Origin of the sequence: Flavobacterium jejuense, from assembly GCF_006491595.2 — a bacterium.
Classification (GTDB): Bacteria; Bacteroidota; Bacteroidia; order Flavobacteriales; family Flavobacteriaceae; genus Flavobacterium; species Flavobacterium jejuense.
This window is the reverse complement of the sequence record NZ_VEVQ02000005.1, coordinates 109,938-126,069: the sequence shown is the minus strand read 5'-3', so window position 1 is coordinate 126,069 and position 16,132 is coordinate 109,938. Positions and strand designations below refer to the sequence as shown.

The window sequence follows — 16,132 nt, the reverse complement described above, 5'->3', positions numbered from 1 at the left end:
TTTAATACAATTTAAAATGAATTTATTCAAAATTTTCCATCGCCTGTACATGGAGTATTTTTCTTGGGCTTTTGATTCGGAGTTTGATTTAGACCGTACTTTTAATGACTTACAATCATTTCATACAAAGGCACTTCCTGATAGTCAAAATAAAGGTGAACAACTTTATGCGAAGATTTTTAAAAGCAACGCTTTTTACCTCTTTTCTCCTGTTGTTTTTATTTGGTTGCGTTACCAAGTTATGAAGTTTAGTTCAGCAGAATATCTGCAAAGTTTAATTAATAAATCAATTGAAAACGAGGATTAGTCCTCGTTTTTGATTTTAAATAATTTTTTATGGCAAGACCTAAAAATGTTGTTGTAACTAAAAAAGTTACAAAATCGAAAAATGTCGCTAAACCTACTTTAACAGAGGTTAGGCGTTGGATTCAAAAAAACGATGCAGAGTATCTGCAAGAAATTATTAATAAACCAGCTAACTAATGTTAGTTTAATATTTAAATATTATGGCAAATCCTTTGGATATGGTCGCTAATAGCGTGAATAAAACAGTTGGTTCTTTGTTAGGAACAAAATCTACTTCTAAAAAGAAAAAAACAGTCCGTAAGCCTACAAAGGCGCAAATGAAAAAATATGTTTACCCTATGTTAAAAAAAGCTAAAAAAACAGCTTATAAACAAGGTAAAAAATCTTCTAGTTATTCACGTCAAAGACCTGTTTTAATTAAACGTTCAATGTATTAATTATGATGTATTTTTTTTTACTTGTAATAGGATATTTTTTTCTCACTAGTGATAAGAAAAAAAAAGAACATGATTCTAATTATGTTATTCCTAATCCTAATAATGATACAAATATAAATAATCAAAATACCGCTACCGCTACAATTTCACAAGAAAAGGCTAAAGCTTTAAGCGAACGTCTCTTTCAGATCATGGGGTTAGATTGGTGGACTTCTATAGATGATATTAAGTCTGTTCTAAAAGATATTTCAACAGAAGCTAATTATAAGCTTGTTTCTTATTATTTTGGTGAGCGCGCTTATAGTAATCTTGGTGGTGGTTCAACTTGGGATATTTTTGGAGAAAAGCTAGATTTAACTCAGTGGATTTTGCGTGAAATGGATTCTGAATCAGATAGAAAATATCTTCAAAAATTATTTCCGAATATTTTTTAGGATATCTTCTATTACTTTTAAACTTTCTTTTTTTACTTCATTTTGTTGTAACAAAACTGAACTTTCTAAGTTATTATTAATAGAGTATTCATAAAGATTCATACTAGAAAATAAAATTTCATTATGATTTAAGTATATTTTACTATGTAGGTCAAAATTTCTAACTAAAGAAAACCCTACCGATTGTAAAAATTTATAATCATTATAGTTTATTTGTTCTCTAAATATTAGTGTTTTGTCCTTTGTTTTACATTGGATAAAACACTTTTTTAATTCATCATTCAGTTTAACGTATGGAGTAATAAGTATTAAATAGTCTTTTGATTCGTTTATAATTTTAATTATTGCTTTATATGTATTAATTTTATTAAGTATATCCATGAAATATTTTTTTGGAATTATTCTTTTTCTATTGATTATTTTCTCAATTCCGTTTGTTTCTTTAGTTTTAGTCTTAACTTCTCCGTTTATATTGATTTATAAAATCAAAGTTTTGAATAAACCTAAAGCGACTGTAAAGAAAAAAGAAATTAATCCAATAGATTTCATTTTTAACCACAAAGGTAATTTTTTACCTGATAAATCAAAATCAAATGACAATATCTAATAACGGTTTAAATCATTTAAAATCTTATGAGCAGTTTAGAAGTTTAGCATACGATGATTTACAACCAAATACAAAAATAACTTCTTTAAGTCAAGTAAAAGGCACTTTAACAATAGGTTATGGGCATACAAAGAATGTTAAAGTAGGTCAAGAAATCACTGAAAATGAGGCGCTTTATTTGCTTGACGTAGATAGTAAAGAGGCTCAAAATGGTCTTAAAAAATATACAAAAGTACCATTAACGCAAAATATGTATGATGCTTTAACGAGTTTTATTTTTAATGTTGGAGTAGGAGCTTACAAAGATTCTACTTTGCTTAAAAAATTGAACTCTAAAGACTATGTCGGTGCTTCAAATCAGTTTGGAGTTTGGATAAAATCAAAAGGTAAAGTTTTAGAGGGTTTGAAAAAAAGACGTGATCATGAAAAAAATATTTTTTTAAATGGAATTTCTGTTTTAACGTATACTATGCCGAATGATTTTTTAAACGAAAAAAAAAACGGAAGTTTTAAATTATGGTACCTCCTGCCAATTTTATTAATATTATAATGAGTTATTTTACAGACGATTTTAAAGTTTTTGGTTTAGTTACTTCAACTGCATTTATAACTTTAATAGATGTAAATCAAATCTTACAATTTTTAGTTTTAATTTTTACTTTATGTTATAGCTTTTATAAGGCTAAAAATGAACGAATTAAATATAAAGCTTATGAGAAAAAAGAGTTATAGAAAAAAATTCAGTTTTTGGACTTTTTTAGTTGAATCTGAGGTTAATCAACCTTGGATTAAAAAATATTACCTTATAAATAAAAAGGGTAAAAAAACTTTAATTTCTTCGTCAAGATTTGACGAAGCTTTAAAAAACGCAGTAAGCTACACTATTTCTTACGCTGATGCTTATTTTTATAAAATAAAGCGATATAAAATGAAATTTTTAATTCAATAAAATAATATGAATAAAGCAATCCAATTTGTAGGTAAATTATTTGGGGCAGGAAATCCAATAACCGAAATTTTAGACCGTTTTGTGCCTGATAAATCAGTCAAGCAAGCGTTCGAACATGAAATTAAAATGAAGCTTTTGGAAATCTCTCAAAACGAGTTTGAAGACATGGAAAACGCTCGTAAGATGCAAATAGAGGCATTAAAACAAAATGATACTTTTTCAAAAAGATTTGTTTATTACTTATCTGCTGTAATTTTAATTAATTCTGTTTTAGCTGGATTTTTAGCAATTTTCGTTGAATTTCCTCCGCTCAATAGGGAGTTTGTTAACCAATATTTTAATTTTTCATTCATTGCTGGTTCAACTCAAGTAATTTCTTTTTATTTCGGTAGAGCTACCAAAAATAATAATAATTCTATTTAATATGTGTTGTCAAAAAACAGAGGGTAGAGTGTTCTTAGAGGAATTACTTTGCTATCATTTTCCAAATAGGGATTATACTATAGTCCCTAAAGTTCTTAATAATTTTGAAGCTTCTAATTCAAATTTTTTCTTTCAAATTTCAGGTAAAAACAATTCTATAAGATCATATCTTTTTATAGATTATTTTTCATCACCTGAAACGTTTTCAGGTTATGAAATTAATTTTACAATTCCGCTTAATGACGCAGAATTAACTACAGTTCAATCTTGGTATCCGCCTGAATAGATTTAAACCCCCTTGCTATTTAGTAAGGGGGTTTTTGTTTTTATAAATCAAAATATTGATTCTTTCCTGTAGAATTTCAATTTTCTTTTCTAAAAGTACAATTTTATCTTCTTCGTTTAGAAGTTGTCTTAAAACAGCTGTATTTGTTTTATGACCGTTTATTTCTTTGTACAACTCAAACATTTTAATGAGTTTTTTGTCTCTAATGAAAATTTGTATCATAATTTTAAGTTTTATTTATCTAACTGAAGCTAATTTGTCCGACCTGAACGGACATTTTTCTGGGTAATTAAGGCATGATTACAGGATTAAAGTCTGTTTTTAGCAGTTCTTCTATACATGTAGGTTCAAAATAGTTCTTATTTTTGTTGCATGCCCAATGCTTAACCCTTGATTTCTTTACTGGTGTAACCCATGATACAAAAATGAATGACTTCATATGCTCTTGGAACCGTTTCTTCTTACATAAAATACAAGTGTGTCTTTTCTTTTCCATAATCTGTACGTTTACAATATAAATAATTAAAAATTTTTGGTTAAGCTTTTTTAAAAGCTTTAAATAACTTGAATAAAAAAAATAAAAAAAAACAGGGCTTGCCCGTCTAAATGATATTTTCTTTTTTTTTAAATTTTTCTTTTTTTTCTTACTTCGTTATCACGTAATTTTTCCAAAATTCTGTCTCAAAATTCACGTTTAAATCTAGTTTTTCAAAGTTTTGCCCTGATAAGTGGCAAAGCTTTAGAAAATCTTTTTAAGGCGTTAATTTTTAGCTTTTTTGGGAAAATTCGTACTTTTGTAACGAAAAAAAAATAAATTAAAAATAATTACTTCCTATTAAAACATAATCAAAATCATGGAGGACGTCGCTAGTAACTACGTCCTCCTACGGGTCGCACTACGCCTAAATATTTCCGTTAACTATATTGTTTATCAATATTTTACAAAAAAAACACTTCAAAAGTTAAAGAAATGTTAAAATTCCTTGTTTTGAACTTAATTTTATATCTTTGATAAAGAAAGAATTAACTAGAATAATGTATAAAATTTGAACTATAATATACATTATGTAAAATAGAAAATGTAAAACAAGAATTCATCCTGCTTATATTATTTATCTGCTATAAATTTAAGTGCTCCAGAATTTATGCAGTATCGCAATCCTGTTGGGTTCGGACCGTCATTAAACACATGTCCTAGATGTAATCCTGTTGCTTTTTCTATAACTTCATCTCTAACCATTCCGTAACTTTCATCTTTGATCCAAATAACAGGCATCATTAGAAATTGGTTTTGTAAAAGATGGCCAACCAGTTCCTGAATCAAATTTATCTTTAGAACTGAATAATGGTTTACCAGTAGCAGCACTAACATAAATTCCTTTTTTATGGTTATTATAATACGCATTATTGAAAGATGGCTCTGTTCCTTGTTCAACCATAATATAATAGGCATTTGAAGATAATTTTTTTTTCCATTCCTTTTTTGATAATGCTTCTGGAAATTTTTTTGAAAGGCTTGTTTCCTTTGCTTCTTTACAAGATATTTGTGCTATGGTAAGGCAACAAATCAATGCTATATAAATTAATTTAAAGTGTTTCATAATTTTATTACTTTAGGTAATTAGGGAATTTGTTTTTAAATTTATTAATTCTTGGTAATGATACATTAATTATATACGAATTATTTGGATGTAAAGATTCATAGTTTTGATGATATGCTTCTGCTTCATAAAATTTTGAAAACATTTTTACTTCTGTTGTAATCGATTTTTGACCATAAACTTTCTGACTATTAAGCTTATTAATATAATCTTCGATGACTTTTTTTTCTGTTTCTGTTTTATAAAATGCAATCGAACGATATTGTGTTCCTTTGTCAGGACCTTGTTGATTCAATGTTGTAGGATCGTGAGAACCAAAAAAAACAATTACTAAATCTGAAAAAGAAATAATGTTCGGATCATAATAAATTTTAACCGCTTCTGCATATCCTGTTTTACCACTACTCACCTTTTCATAAGTTGGATTAGGTTCGCTTCCTCCACTGTAACCAGAAACTACTTCTTTAACTCCTTTTACACTCTCAAAGACAGCTTCAACACACCAAAAACATCCAGAGGCAAAGTAAGCCGTTTCATATTGTCCTAAATTTTTGCTTGTTTTTTGTACTATTTTTTCTATTTCTTTTGCATTTTGTTCATGAATCAAATGGTTATTCTTTTTTTCATTTGATTGACAATTAAGAGCTAAAAAACTAATAATTAAGTAACTTATGGTTTTTATTTTTTTCATTTTATATATTTTTTAATTAAATATAAAATTACTAATTAATGTATGTATCAAATGTTAAGTACATTACATTAATCGTTAAAACGCTATTAATTTTTTAAGGATAAAATTGTAATTTTGTTATTAAAGTTTAAAAAAACATTAAATGGCAAATAAAACTTCGCAGCATATTCTTAGTACTTCAGCCAATTTATTAGGTTTTTGCTTAATCATTATAACATCTTTACATCTTACAAATTTTGCAGAAAATTCTCTTGTAGATGAATTTACTTCATTAGTAGCCTTATTACTGACCATTTCAAGTATATTTTCGTTTATTTCAATTAAAACTGAAAATTCTAAAAAAGAATGGTTATTTGAAAATATTGCAGATTACTTATTCCTTATTTCTTTAGTCGGATTATTTTCAATTACGATATTTGTTACTCTAAGTTTTTGGAATAAATAAAAGCCTGATATAAAAATACATCAGGCTTTTATTAGATTAAAATAGTTACTATCTACTCTTTAATAAAAGTTTTAGTTTCACTATTGCTATCAGAAATATGTTTTATGATATAAGTTCCTTTGACTAAATTACTTATATCAATTGTATTTCTATTTGTAATATCATTTACTTTTAATACCTCTATTCCTAGCATATTAATTATTGATAAACTTTCTTTTTTATTAATTTTAGAAAGATTTATATTTAAAACATTATTATGAGATGGATTTGGATATACAATCATTTGATCTGTAGTTTTTACATTTAAATCAATCTCATCAGTTATTTTATTATTATTATTAGATGAATAAGCAGTACTAATATAATACAAATTAGCAACATCATCTTTAGATATTGTATGAAATCCATTTGAAATAGATATCGTAGCTGTACCCGAAGAAGCTGTATAGGATACATTATCTACTTTAATATCTCCTGTAAAATTAGAATCAAATACAAGAGTTAGTGTTGCATTGCTTGAAGCAGTAAAAGTTATAGAAGTACTCGATTCAATTTTTAATCTTTTGGTTAACGATAAACCATTATAGTTGACTAAACCATCATTAGAATTCATATTACCTGAAATAGTATAAAAAGAACTGTTTTTTTCTGATACTGTAAAATTATGAATTTCATTTCCAGTATTGGATCCTCCTCCTCCAGATGAGCTACCATTTGGTGTTGCTGAAGCTGCATTTGAATTCACACTTCCATTTGCTTTTATCCAATAATAGTAAGTGATTCCACTAGTCACACCATTGTCTACATAAGAGCGGGTTGAAGTACTAATTTGAGCTATTCGTACTCTTCCACTAGGATTCGAATCAGTATCTCTATAAACTTCTAAACCAGTTACTGTTAGATTGTTTATTGTCCAATTTAAATTTACAAGACTATTACCAGCAGTAGCTGATAATATAATTTCTGGATTTCCAGGAGGAGTTACTGTTCCACCATATTCAATAGCTCCTAAATCAGGTTTTGAACCATTATAAGTTATTCCGGAAGAAGTAACACCAGCATCGATTAAATCACTTCCAGATTTTAACTTAAGAAACCCATTTGAAGTTGGATTTGCATTTGATCCAATTGATAGTGTTTCAAAATCTGAACTGGTAACCGTAAAACCACCTGTTGCACCTACAAACGAATTTGGAGCTAAAGTATTACCTCTCAAGCGGTCATTTGTACTATTTTCAAAAGAAATATTATTTCTAAATATATGACTTGCACCATCTCTTGTATGCCAATTGTAGCCATCATTATCATATGAAGTATTATTGGTAAACTCAATTGCACCAATATTACCATTATCTGTAAATCCGTGTTTGCCATTTTTATAAGCAATACAACGTCTTACAATATGATTAATTTGATGAGCAGATGAACCTAATTTATATCCATTTTTATCACCACCACCTGATGTACCTCCTGTGGTTAATATCCCATTATTATGAGCAATACATCCTTCTAAAGTAACAATACCAATAGGACCTGTGTCTGATTTTGTATATAAATCCCACCCATCATCAATATTGTGATGTGAGATACAATTTCTAAAAACATTTCCTGTTCCAACAGTTAGTTTAGCCGCAAATCCATCAGCATCTTCATTAGCACTATCTCTGTTGTCATAGGATTCACAACCTAAAATTAAATTATTTGAAGGCCATTGACTAATATTTGTTGCAGAACTACTATATCTGCTAAGTTGTAACCCTGTATCAAAATTATTTCTGAAAATACAATTTTCGATTGTATTATTACTTCCCGATAATAACATTCCATTATCACCAGCTCTTTCGATTGTTATTCCTTTCCAGTGCCAATAATCTCCATCAAGTACTATTCCTCTATTAGAATCTCCTTCTGAGTTATTAAAACGAAGGACAGGTACTTCACTTCCATAAGCAAATACTCTTATTTTTGATGTAGAACTACCATTCTTAGTAATTACAATTGGAGAAGAAGAAATGGAATGAAGACCACCTCTCATATAAATATAATCGCCTGCTGAAACGACACTAATTGCTTTTGTAATTGTTTTAAAAGGACTACTTAGTGTTCCTGAATTGGAGTCGCTACCTGAGGTTGCAACATAATAATTGGTTGCAAAAGTTGATATACTTGTTAAGCTTATCAAAAATAGAAATAAAAATTTTTTCATGATGTTTTTTCTGTTTGTTTGTTTAAAAAAATGTATAATTACTGTTTTCAAGTAGTTCTATCAGGGAATTCCGCTTCTTGGAAATGATTTATTAAAAAAATCAAATTTCATTTTAAGTGTTGTTATAAATATTTTTTGTTAAAAAACAATTATTTAATCGATTACGAAAAAATATTAATAAATAATTTTTATTATAACTGATTGTCTTTTAGCCAATTTTCACAATCTGTAGTCCAAAATAGTGACGTATTCTCTTTTCCTAAACCAAAACCATGTCCTCCTTTTTTATATACGTGTATTTCGGTTGAAACTTTATTGCTTTTTAAAGCTAAGTAATAATTTATGCTATTTTCTACAGGAACTGATTTATCATCTGTTGCGTGAATTATAAAAGTTTTTGGTGTTTGTAAATTAACTTGAGTTTCATTGGAAAATAAATTTTCTAATTTCTTTGAAGGATTTAATCCTAATAAATTCGTTTTTGAGCCTTTATGAGTTATTGTTTCTTCCATTGAAATTACTGGGTAAACTAAAATAGAAAAGTCTGGTTTAGCACTTGTTGAATCAGTTATATTATAAACAGCTTTATCGTATTTTGTAGCTAAAGTTGATGCCAAATGTCCTCCAGCAGAAAATCCCATGATGCCAATTTTATGTTCGTCTAGATTCCATTTTTTAGCATTTTTTCTTACATATCTCATAGCTTCTTGAGCGTCTTGTAAAGGTCCAATACTTTTATTTTTCATTATTTTATATGAAGGCAATCTGTATTTTAAAACTACAGCTGTTATTCCTAATGAATTCAACCATTCTGCCACTTTATAACCTTCTTTATTTATGGCTAAATGAAGATAACCACCACCAGGGCAAATTACAACAGCTGTTCCGTTTGGATTTTTGGGCTTAAAAATGGTAAGTGTTGGTATTTTAACCTGGCTAACCTTGACCAAAATAGAATCTTCAAAAAATCGAATTTCTTCATAAGTTGAATTAGTTATGGCATTTGGGATTTCCTTTTCCCAAAGATTGACTTCATAAGACTGTGCAATCAAATTGAATGTCATTTGAAATAAGATTATAACTACTATGTTTTTAAAGAATTTCATTTGCTATTTTTGATAAATTTGGCTAAAGCAGGTACTTTTTTAGCTAATTCTTTTGTGGCTAAGTTAGCAACTTCATTTGCTCCTAGTTTTGATAAGTGAGTGTCATCGATTTTTCCTTCAGGAAAATAGTTATTTTCACCTTTTTCAAAATGAAGATGTAATTTTTTAGATTCTTCAACTCCATATGCTATTTCCATTTGCTCTGTTAAATATTGCATATCAATAAAAGGGACATTCATTTCTTGAGCCACTAATCTTGCAATTAAAGTATAATTTCCATGTGAGTCTAATAAAACACCTTCTTGGTTAAATTTTCTTCTTGCTATAGAAGAAAACAAAACTGGAATAGCTCCTTTTGATCTTGTTTCCTCAACATATTGCATTAAATTATAACGATATGAGGTTTGTGGGTTTGTATATCGTTTTGGATCAGTATCTTTCCCATCATTATGACCAAATTGAATAAACACATAATCACCTGATTTTAAAGAATCTAATACTGTTTTCCAATGCTTAAGTTCACGGAAACTTTTTGAACTTCTCCCGTTAACAGCATGATTACTAATACTGATATTATTTGTCATAAAATCTGGTAAAACTTGTCCCCAACCAAACTCAGGATTTTCTTCTGGATTTTTTTTGTTAGCCATGGTTGAATCACCAATCAAATAAATTGTGACTTTTGGATTGTCAGATTTAGTTACATCTGAACTTTTACATCCAAAAAGAATAAATGCACTTAAAATGAATAATTTATAAATTTTCATACCAATTTGAATTACCTAAAATGTTTGTTAGTGTATATTTTTTAACTTCTTTTTTGTTAAGTTGATTTGACCAAGAAACTCTAGATTTAGCATTTGAACCTTCTCCTCTATTTTCATATTCTGCATAAAAACTAGTTTTTTCTGCGTTAGGTTTAGACCAATTATGCCAACCTTCAGGTAAAATATGATTTCCTAAAGAACAATTTATGAAAACTGTTTTGGCATAAATTCTCCAGGGTCTTCCTAAATAGACTTTATTCGTTTCACTATTTGAGGTTAAGTTACAATCTTTAAAAACATAACCAAAGTTAGCGTCTTTTGGTGTTGAAGCTGCTGTTATGTATGAATCTTTTTTGGAATGAATTTCACAATTTTCAAAATAGGCTGTAGCACTTCCAAAAATAAAATCCGTTGTACCTTCTATATAACAATTTTTATAGTATTGTTTGCCAATTCCTGAAGCATACAATGTATCTTGATTGCCTAAAATTTTACAATTATCAACCACTACTCTATCTGAAAATATAGATAATGCAACAGCTTGACCAATATCACCAGAAGAATTTTCAATGGTTAAGTTTTTTAGAATGATATCATTGGCTTCCACTAATAAAGTATAGGTGTAAAAGGTACTATTTCTACCTAAATTTACTTTGTTGAAGTAATCATCATAAGTAATTATGGTGTTTTCTTTACTTTCACCAACTAATGAAATGTTTCTATTCCATTCATGAACTTTTATTTTTTCTTTATAAATTCCATTTTTAATAGCAATTGTAATTCTATCATAAGGAAAAGCTTTTGAATTATTAATAGCTTCTTGAATGGATTGATAATCTCCACTTCCATCTTGGGCCACAACTACATAATATTTATCTTCTTCTTTTTGTTTTAAAGCTGCAATTCCATTTTTTTCTTTCCATTTTGGATATTGTTTCAAAACTTTTTCTGGACTTGTAACATACCAAGCATAGCCATTTCTTCGCTCTTCTCCTATTTCATCAATTGAATATTTCTTGATTCCGTCTCGATCACAAAAGAAAGGTTTGTTGTCTTCTAATTCCATGAAACGAGCCCAAAGTGGTTTAGCATTTTCATCTGCAAATAACATCTTATCACTAACTTTTCCTTTTTCGTTATAGATTTTTTCTTCTCTTAAACCAGTGATTTTAACTTTTTCAAACCAAGTAACAGCAGCATTTATTGCCGTTATCACTTCTTTTGAAGGATTTTCAATATCCATTAACAGCAACACTATATTAGCTGATTCATAACCACTCAAAGAAGGTAATTCGTAAGCTCTTGCTTTTGCAGGTAATAAGGTTTTTTCATCATGTTGCGCACACCAACTGGTTAAAACATTATTTTGTTTGTATTGGGTTTTTAAAATACAATCAATGCCTTTGTAGAATGCTATTCTAGCTTTTGAAACAATGGCATCACTAGGTTTTATGGAATAAGCATCTGTTTTATCTTTAATTTCTTTTAAAAGATTTAGAATATTTACCATAGAATCATCATTATAAGTGATGTGTGTGTAATATCCTTTTTTTAGAGGGTAAAATTGGGGCCAACCTCCATTTTCATATTGTGCTTCTAGAACATAATCTATTCCTTTAAGAAAAGCTTTTCTATAACGTTCATCTGGAGTTTGTTTGTACATTTTTGATAAAAAATACATTTCTTGAATAGTCGCTCCATTATCTGTAGTGATGTCTTTATTGTTAGCTTTTAATAGTTGTAATGCTGTTTTATCAATTGCTGCTAATTTGTTTTGCATCTGAATATTTTTGGGCCAACCACCAATATCTCTTTGGTATAACAAAACATTTTCTGCAATTTCTTTAGCTTCATTTGATGCAAACCAAGAATCCTCACTTTTATAAATAATATCTCTCCATGATTTATTATGAACTTGTGCATTCAATTGCGTCATAAATAATAGGGTAAAAAATACTATTGTTGTTTTTATATAATTCATAATTGTATTTATTTGATTCTAAACCAATCAATATCAACGCTTCCTGCGTCATTAATTATTCCATTTCTTAAGGCTAAATAGCCAATTTTTGCTCCAATCCACTTCCCTTCCCTTGCGGTAAAATCATTTCCTATTTTTTCAAATTTCTTTCCATTAGTACTGTATGAAAACGAAACAATTCCACCAGCTTTAACTTCTGCCTGAAGGTAAAAGATGTTAGATTTTAAATTGATTTTATCTGTTTCTTGTTCATCTGTATTCTTATCTGCATTTTTACATGTAATCTGAGAAAGATAAAGTTGTCCGTTTTGTTGTTCAATTTTTAGATAACTATAATCCAATCCCATAATTAAAAAACCGACTTGTTCTCCATCAAAACGAGCATTGAAAGTCATTTTTGTAGTAGCAGTAAACGTTTCAGCTGGAAATTTTTGTAATAGTAGATTTCTAACATTGTAGATATTCTTTGCATTTTCTGTTTTTGGTCTACAATACATTGTAAAATGTCCTAAACTTGTTGGAAAACCCCAATATACTTGTGGATTTGCATGCCATTGCCATTGCAACCCTAATTTTGGGTCATTAAATTCATCTGAATCTGGTGGTGTAACTATAGAAAATTGTTTACCAACATTAGGTTTTTTGTAAATAGTTACTGGTTGACCAATACCCTCATTAGCTACATCTTCACCAATAATTGGCCAATTATTTTTCCATTTCATAGGTTGCAAATGGACAATTCTACCATAAGCTCCTTTATCTTGAAAATGAAAAAACCAATCTTGACCAGTTTGTGTTTGCACCCAAGCTCCTTGATGTGGTCCATTTATGGAAGTTTTTCCTTGATTTATAACTTTCCTTTTCTCGTAAGGACCATAGATATTTTTAGATCTTAAAACCGTTTGCCAACCTGTTGCGACTCCACCAGCTGGAGCAAAAATGTAATAATAGCCATTGTGTTTGTAAAACTTTGGCCCTTCAATAGTGGATTCGTCTTCATGACCGTCAATAATTAGTACATCATCATCATTTGCTTTCGTTGCTTCTGAATTTAAAGTGCAAATTGCTAAAAGACTTTTTATTCCTGCTCGACTTCCTGCAAATGCATATGCCATATATACTTTTCCATCATCATTCCATAAAGGTGTTGGATCAATTAAACCTTTCCCTTCTTTTATTAGCATTGGAATTGACCAGTTTTCCTGAGGATTTTTGGTTTTAACCATATAAATACCATAATCCGGATCTGGATAAAAAATGTAAAATTCGTTATTATGATAGCGTATACTAGGAGCCCAAACTCCATTTCCGTGTTGAACTTTATCAAAAACATCAAAAGGAGGTTGTTTTTTTAAAGCATAATTTATTAGTTCCCAATTGATTAAATCCTTTGAATGTAAGATTGGTAATCCAGGAATGCAATTAAATGAGGAAGCTGTCATATAATAGTCGTCACCAACTCTAATTACATCGGGATCGGAATAATCAGCATGAATTATAGGATTTTTATAAGTTCCATCACCATTATCTGCTACCCAAGCCTTAGAGATATCATCATTTTGTTGCCCAAAAGCAATTCCAAAGGAAAATAATAGTATTAGAAAACGGAATTTCATAAGTCGATTACTTTTCTTTCTTTATCACTTAACAAGGCTGCTTCAATGATTTGAATAACTTGCATACCTTCTTTACCTGAAACGGGAACTGTTGCATTATTTCTGATAGCTTCATACAAAGCATCATAGTAATTCATATAATCTCCTTTTAACGATGGAATATGTTCCTTGATTATTTTACCTTCTTTTTCAGTGTGCAAAAGCCCCATTTCATTATTTGGTTCGATTCCCCAATTTTCAGATTCAGGTTTTTTACCTGCTTGTAAATCGGTTTCTTGAACATCAGCTTTTGTTTTGATGAAAGAACCTTTGGTACCATGAATTACATAAGCAGGTAAAGGCTCGCGAACAAAATAACTTGATTTAAGTGTTACTTTATGGGGTTCATAATATAATTTTAAATCAAAATAGTCGACAACTTTAGAATTAGGTCGTTTATAATCTAAATCTGCAAAAACAGCATTGGGCCTACCAAAAAATTGTAAGGCTTGATCTATTAAATGTGATCCTAAATCATACAAACTCCCTACTCCAACTGTTGGTGTTTCTTTGTGTACTTTGTAACTCAAATCAGGAACATAACGATCATAGTGAATGGTTACGTCCACTATATCACCTAATACACCTTCATTAAGTATTTTTTCAACTGTACGAAAATCACTGTCATAACGACGATTGTGATATACAGAAAGTACTACATTTTTTGCTTTCGCTAATTGGATTAATTCTTCAGCTTCTGAAACCGTTACGGTAAAAGGTTTTTCAACCACTACATTTTTGCCAGCATTAAGGATTTGTTTGGTCAAATCATAATGTGTTATATTAGGCGTGTTAACGATAACTAACTCAATAGTATCATCAGCTAATAAACTTTCAAGTGTTCTGAAAGTCTTTATTTGAGGATATTTTTCTACCGCTTCATTTTTAGTTCGTTCTAAAGCACCATATAAATTGTATTTCGAATTTACTTCAAGAAAAGGAGCATGAAATAAATAGCCACTCATTCCAAAAGAGCATAGCGCAGTTTGTATTGGTGAAAAACTCATTTTTATTTATTTAGTTCTAAAGCAGCTAAAATAAAAGGACCAGTTGCTTTAGGATCATTATCTTTTTTCTTTTCGTTTACATAATATTCAAAAGAACCATCTCTATAAGGATTACCACCTAAACCAGCTACAGCACAAGCTTGTGTAATTATCACTTCGCCATCATCTGAAACTTTTACTAAATCTCTTGTAATACCATCGAAAGCTTTATTAGCAGCTACTTTATACTCTTCGGGTAAATACCCTTTGTTTACTCCTTTTGCTAATGCGTAAGCAAACATAGCAGAACCAGAAGCTTCTAAATAATTACCTTCTTTATCATCCATATTAGTAACTTGATACCATAATCCAGAAGAATGCTGTTGCTTCACTAAAGCTTCTGCCAATTGATTTAAATAAGAAACCAATTCTTTCTGTTTTGGATGATTTTCAGGGAAATAATCTAAAACATCAACCAAAGCCATAGCATACCAACCTAAAGAACGTGACCAAAAGTTAGGAGAAGTTCCCGTTTCTTTATTGGCCCAAGCCATTGCTTTACTTTCATCCCAACCGTGATATAATAAACCTGTTTTTGAGTCTAAAGCATGTTTTTGGATAAGTTCAAATTGTTTGGCAACATCATCTAAGTTTTCTCCATCTTCAAATTTTGAAGTATAATGTGCATAAAAAGGTTCACCCATGAATAAACCATCCAACCACATTTGAGAAGGATATCTTTTCTTATGCCAAAATCCTCCTTCAGAAGTTCGAGGATGTTCTGATAATTGTTTTCTTAAAGTTTGTATGGCTTTTAAGTATTTTTCCTCTTTGGTTGTGTCATAAAGGTTGAATAAGATATTACCTGCTTCAATCATATCAATATTGAAGTTTTCATATTTATAAGAAGGAATTGCACCAGTATTATCAATTGTTGCATCAGCATATCCTTTGATATAATCGTAATATTTTTTATTGTTGGTTTTCTTGTATAGTTCTTCAAAAGATGTTAAAACCAAACCGTGTACATAATCCCATTTTGGTTCTTCTTTACCATCAATTTGATAGGCTTCAGGATGTTCTTTCATTAAAGTTAGTGCCAAACGTTCCGACCATTTTAAAGAATCAGAAATGGCCATTTCTTTTGGAGATTCTTCCGCTACTGTATTCTTGTTTTCTGATTTACAACTTGTAAAAAAAGAAATAATAGATACTATAAAGATAAAACCACTTATTTTTATTTTTTTCATTC

At 29.3% G+C, this 16,132-nt stretch carries 22 protein-coding genes; 10 read left to right on the top strand and 12 right to left on the bottom strand.

The annotated features are described in order from the left end of the window. Positions 1–16: 16 nt before the first annotated feature. The 9 genes from FIA58_RS09155 to FIA58_RS09115 all read left to right on the top strand — a co-directional run bounded on the left by FIA58_RS09155 (position 17) and on the right by FIA58_RS09115 (position 3,442). Positions 17–307: a hypothetical protein gene (locus tag FIA58_RS09155; RefSeq protein ID WP_140962180.1), complete on the top strand. Its 291-nt coding sequence runs from the start codon at positions 17–19 to the stop codon at positions 305–307. A 29-nt stretch (positions 308–336) separates the two neighbouring features. Continuing rightward, on the top strand, positions 337–483 hold the full coding sequence (locus tag FIA58_RS09150; protein ID WP_165928886.1) for a hypothetical protein: 147 nt from the start codon (positions 337–339) through the stop codon (positions 481–483). Positions 484–506: 23 nt separating this feature from the next. Then, positions 507–743: a hypothetical protein gene (locus FIA58_RS09145; RefSeq protein WP_140962179.1), complete on the top strand. Its 237-nt coding sequence runs from the start codon at positions 507–509 to the stop codon at positions 741–743. Positions 744–745: 2 nt separating this feature from the next. Beyond that, a complete protein-coding gene (locus tag FIA58_RS09140) occupies positions 746–1,177 on the top strand; it encodes a hypothetical protein (RefSeq protein ID WP_140962178.1) in 432 nt (143 codons plus the stop codon). 379 nt (positions 1,178–1,556) lie between these two features. Continuing rightward, positions 1,557–1,784, top strand: coding sequence for a hypothetical protein (locus FIA58_RS09135; RefSeq protein WP_140962177.1), 228 nt, complete (start codon positions 1,557–1,559; stop codon positions 1,782–1,784). Then, positions 1,771–2,334, top strand: a complete 564-nt coding sequence (locus FIA58_RS09130; RefSeq protein ID WP_140962176.1) for a lysozyme — start codon at positions 1,771–1,773, stop codon at positions 2,332–2,334. Before FIA58_RS09135 ends, FIA58_RS09130 begins: the two co-directional genes overlap by 14 nt. A gap of 162 nt (positions 2,335–2,496) precedes the next feature. Further along, positions 2,497–2,733 (top strand): hypothetical protein, encoded by a 237-nt coding sequence (locus tag FIA58_RS09125; RefSeq protein ID WP_140962175.1) that lies wholly within the window; start codon positions 2,497–2,499, stop codon positions 2,731–2,733. Positions 2,734–2,739: 6 nt separating this feature from the next. Continuing rightward, a complete protein-coding gene (locus FIA58_RS09120) occupies positions 2,740–3,156 on the top strand; it encodes a hypothetical protein (RefSeq protein WP_140962174.1) in 417 nt (138 codons plus the stop codon). A gap of 1 nt (position 3,157) precedes the next feature. Continuing rightward, a complete protein-coding gene (locus FIA58_RS09115; RefSeq protein WP_140962173.1) occupies positions 3,158–3,442 on the top strand; it encodes a hypothetical protein in 285 nt (94 codons plus the stop codon). Between the two features lie 15 nt (positions 3,443–3,457). On the opposite strand, the gene FIA58_RS09110 is transcribed toward FIA58_RS09115, so the two are convergent. The 5 genes from FIA58_RS09110 to msrA all read right to left on the bottom strand — a co-directional run bounded on the left by FIA58_RS09110 (position 3,458) and on the right by msrA (position 5,734). Then, entirely contained in the window at positions 3,458–3,664 is a 207-nt protein-coding gene (locus FIA58_RS09110) for a hypothetical protein (RefSeq protein WP_140962172.1), read from the bottom strand. A gap of 67 nt (positions 3,665–3,731) precedes the next feature. Then, positions 3,732–3,938 (bottom strand): hypothetical protein, encoded by a 207-nt coding sequence (locus FIA58_RS09105; RefSeq protein ID WP_140962171.1) that lies wholly within the window; start codon positions 3,936–3,938, stop codon positions 3,732–3,734. Between the two features lie 612 nt (positions 3,939–4,550). Next, a complete protein-coding gene (locus FIA58_RS21635; RefSeq protein WP_208022788.1) occupies positions 4,551–4,721 on the bottom strand; it encodes a peptide-methionine (R)-S-oxide reductase in 171 nt (56 codons plus the stop codon). Then, a complete protein-coding gene (locus FIA58_RS21630; protein ID WP_208022787.1) occupies positions 4,693–5,043 on the bottom strand; it encodes a peptide-methionine (R)-S-oxide reductase in 351 nt (116 codons plus the stop codon). Before FIA58_RS21630 ends, FIA58_RS21635 begins: the two co-directional genes overlap by 29 nt. 7 nt (positions 5,044–5,050) lie before the next feature. After that, complete coding sequence (gene msrA, locus FIA58_RS09095) at positions 5,051–5,734, bottom strand: peptide-methionine (S)-S-oxide reductase MsrA (RefSeq protein ID WP_140962170.1); 684 nt, start codon at positions 5,732–5,734, stop codon at positions 5,051–5,053. A 142-nt stretch (positions 5,735–5,876) separates the two neighbouring features. On the opposite strand from msrA, the gene FIA58_RS09090 reads away from it, so the two are divergent. Continuing rightward, positions 5,877–6,179 carry a hypothetical protein gene (locus tag FIA58_RS09090; RefSeq protein WP_140962169.1) on the top strand — a complete coding sequence of 101 codons (303 nt, stop codon included), beginning with the start codon at positions 5,877–5,879 and terminating at the stop codon, positions 6,177–6,179. A 52-nt stretch (positions 6,180–6,231) separates the two neighbouring features. Here the strand turns inward: FIA58_RS09090 and FIA58_RS09085 are convergent, their stop codons facing one another. The 7 genes from FIA58_RS09085 to FIA58_RS09055 form a co-directional block, all read right to left on the bottom strand. Next, positions 6,232–8,385, bottom strand: coding sequence for a T9SS type A sorting domain-containing protein (locus FIA58_RS09085; RefSeq protein ID WP_140962168.1), 2,154 nt, complete (start codon positions 8,383–8,385; stop codon positions 6,232–6,234). Between the two features lie 191 nt (positions 8,386–8,576). Beyond that, the gene (locus FIA58_RS09080; RefSeq protein WP_140962167.1) at positions 8,577–9,491 is read right to left on the bottom strand and encodes an alpha/beta hydrolase; all 915 of its coding nucleotides are present in this window, start codon (positions 9,489–9,491) and stop codon (positions 8,577–8,579) included. Further along, positions 9,488–10,258: a rhamnogalacturonan acetylesterase gene (locus FIA58_RS09075; protein ID WP_140962166.1), complete on the bottom strand. Its 771-nt coding sequence runs from the start codon at positions 10,256–10,258 to the stop codon at positions 9,488–9,490. Before FIA58_RS09075 ends, FIA58_RS09080 begins: the two co-directional genes overlap by 4 nt. Next, complete coding sequence (pelA, locus tag FIA58_RS09070) at positions 10,245–12,239, bottom strand: pectate lyase (protein WP_208022786.1); 1,995 nt, start codon at positions 12,237–12,239, stop codon at positions 10,245–10,247. The genes FIA58_RS09075 and pelA overlap by 14 nt, the downstream gene beginning before the upstream one ends. A gap of 8 nt (positions 12,240–12,247) precedes the next feature. After that, complete coding sequence (locus tag FIA58_RS09065) at positions 12,248–13,855, bottom strand: glycoside hydrolase family 43 protein (RefSeq protein ID WP_140962165.1); 1,608 nt, start codon at positions 13,853–13,855, stop codon at positions 12,248–12,250. Beyond that, complete coding sequence (locus FIA58_RS09060; RefSeq protein ID WP_140962164.1) at positions 13,852–14,901, bottom strand: Gfo/Idh/MocA family oxidoreductase; 1,050 nt, start codon at positions 14,899–14,901, stop codon at positions 13,852–13,854. Before FIA58_RS09060 ends, FIA58_RS09065 begins: the two co-directional genes overlap by 4 nt. 2 nt (positions 14,902–14,903) lie before the next feature. Further along, a complete protein-coding gene (locus FIA58_RS09055; RefSeq protein WP_140962163.1) occupies positions 14,904–16,130 on the bottom strand; it encodes a glycoside hydrolase family 88/105 protein in 1,227 nt (408 codons plus the stop codon). Between the last annotated feature and the right edge of the window lie 2 nt (positions 16,131–16,132).

Bases quoted from the DNA above. Each gene is read 5' to 3' on its own strand.
- FIA58_RS09125 (WP_140962175.1), top strand. From the start codon at position 2,497: ATGAGAAAAAAGAGTTATAGAAAAAAATTCAGTTTTTGGACTTTTTTA.
- FIA58_RS09140 (WP_140962178.1), top strand. From the start codon at position 746: ATGATGTATTTTTTTTTACTTGTAATAGGATATTTTTTTCTCACTAGT.
- FIA58_RS09120 (WP_140962174.1), top strand. From the start codon at position 2,740: ATGAATAAAGCAATCCAATTTGTAGGTAAATTATTTGGGGCAGGAAAT.
- FIA58_RS09110 (WP_140962172.1), bottom strand. From the start codon at position 3,664: ATGATACAAATTTTCATTAGAGACAAAAAACTCATTAAAATGTTTGAG.
- FIA58_RS09090 (WP_140962169.1), top strand. From the start codon at position 5,877: ATGGCAAATAAAACTTCGCAGCATATTCTTAGTACTTCAGCCAATTTA.
- FIA58_RS21635 (WP_208022788.1), bottom strand. From the start codon at position 4,721: ATGATGCCTGTTATTTGGATCAAAGATGAAAGTTACGGAATGGTTAGA.
- FIA58_RS09085 (WP_140962168.1), bottom strand. From the start codon at position 8,385: ATGAAAAAATTTTTATTTCTATTTTTGATAAGCTTAACAAGTATATCA.
- FIA58_RS09075 (WP_140962166.1), bottom strand. From the start codon at position 10,258: ATGAAAATTTATAAATTATTCATTTTAAGTGCATTTATTCTTTTTGGA.
- FIA58_RS09055 (WP_140962163.1), bottom strand. From the start codon at position 16,130: ATGAAAAAAATAAAAATAAGTGGTTTTATCTTTATAGTATCTATTATT.
- FIA58_RS09135 (WP_140962177.1), top strand. From the start codon at position 1,557: ATGAAATATTTTTTTGGAATTATTCTTTTTCTATTGATTATTTTCTCA.
- FIA58_RS21630 (WP_208022787.1), bottom strand. From the start codon at position 5,043: ATGAAACACTTTAAATTAATTTATATAGCATTGATTTGTTGCCTTACC.
- FIA58_RS09150 (WP_165928886.1), top strand. From the start codon at position 337: ATGGCAAGACCTAAAAATGTTGTTGTAACTAAAAAAGTTACAAAATCG.
- FIA58_RS09060 (WP_140962164.1), bottom strand. From the start codon at position 14,901: ATGAGTTTTTCACCAATACAAACTGCGCTATGCTCTTTTGGAATGAGT.
- FIA58_RS09130 (WP_140962176.1), top strand. From the start codon at position 1,771: ATGACAATATCTAATAACGGTTTAAATCATTTAAAATCTTATGAGCAG.
- FIA58_RS09115 (WP_140962173.1), top strand. From the start codon at position 3,158: ATGTGTTGTCAAAAAACAGAGGGTAGAGTGTTCTTAGAGGAATTACTT.
- FIA58_RS09080 (WP_140962167.1), bottom strand. From the start codon at position 9,491: ATGAAATTCTTTAAAAACATAGTAGTTATAATCTTATTTCAAATGACA.
- pelA (WP_208022786.1), bottom strand. From the start codon at position 12,239: ATGAATTATATAAAAACAACAATAGTATTTTTTACCCTATTATTTATG.
- FIA58_RS09155 (WP_140962180.1), top strand. From the start codon at position 17: ATGAATTTATTCAAAATTTTCCATCGCCTGTACATGGAGTATTTTTCT.
- FIA58_RS09065 (WP_140962165.1), bottom strand. From the start codon at position 13,855: ATGAAATTCCGTTTTCTAATACTATTATTTTCCTTTGGAATTGCTTTT.
- FIA58_RS09145 (WP_140962179.1), top strand. From the start codon at position 507: ATGGCAAATCCTTTGGATATGGTCGCTAATAGCGTGAATAAAACAGTT.
- msrA (WP_140962170.1), bottom strand. From the start codon at position 5,734: ATGAAAAAAATAAAAACCATAAGTTACTTAATTATTAGTTTTTTAGCT.
- FIA58_RS09105 (WP_140962171.1), bottom strand. From the start codon at position 3,938: ATGGAAAAGAAAAGACACACTTGTATTTTATGTAAGAAGAAACGGTTC.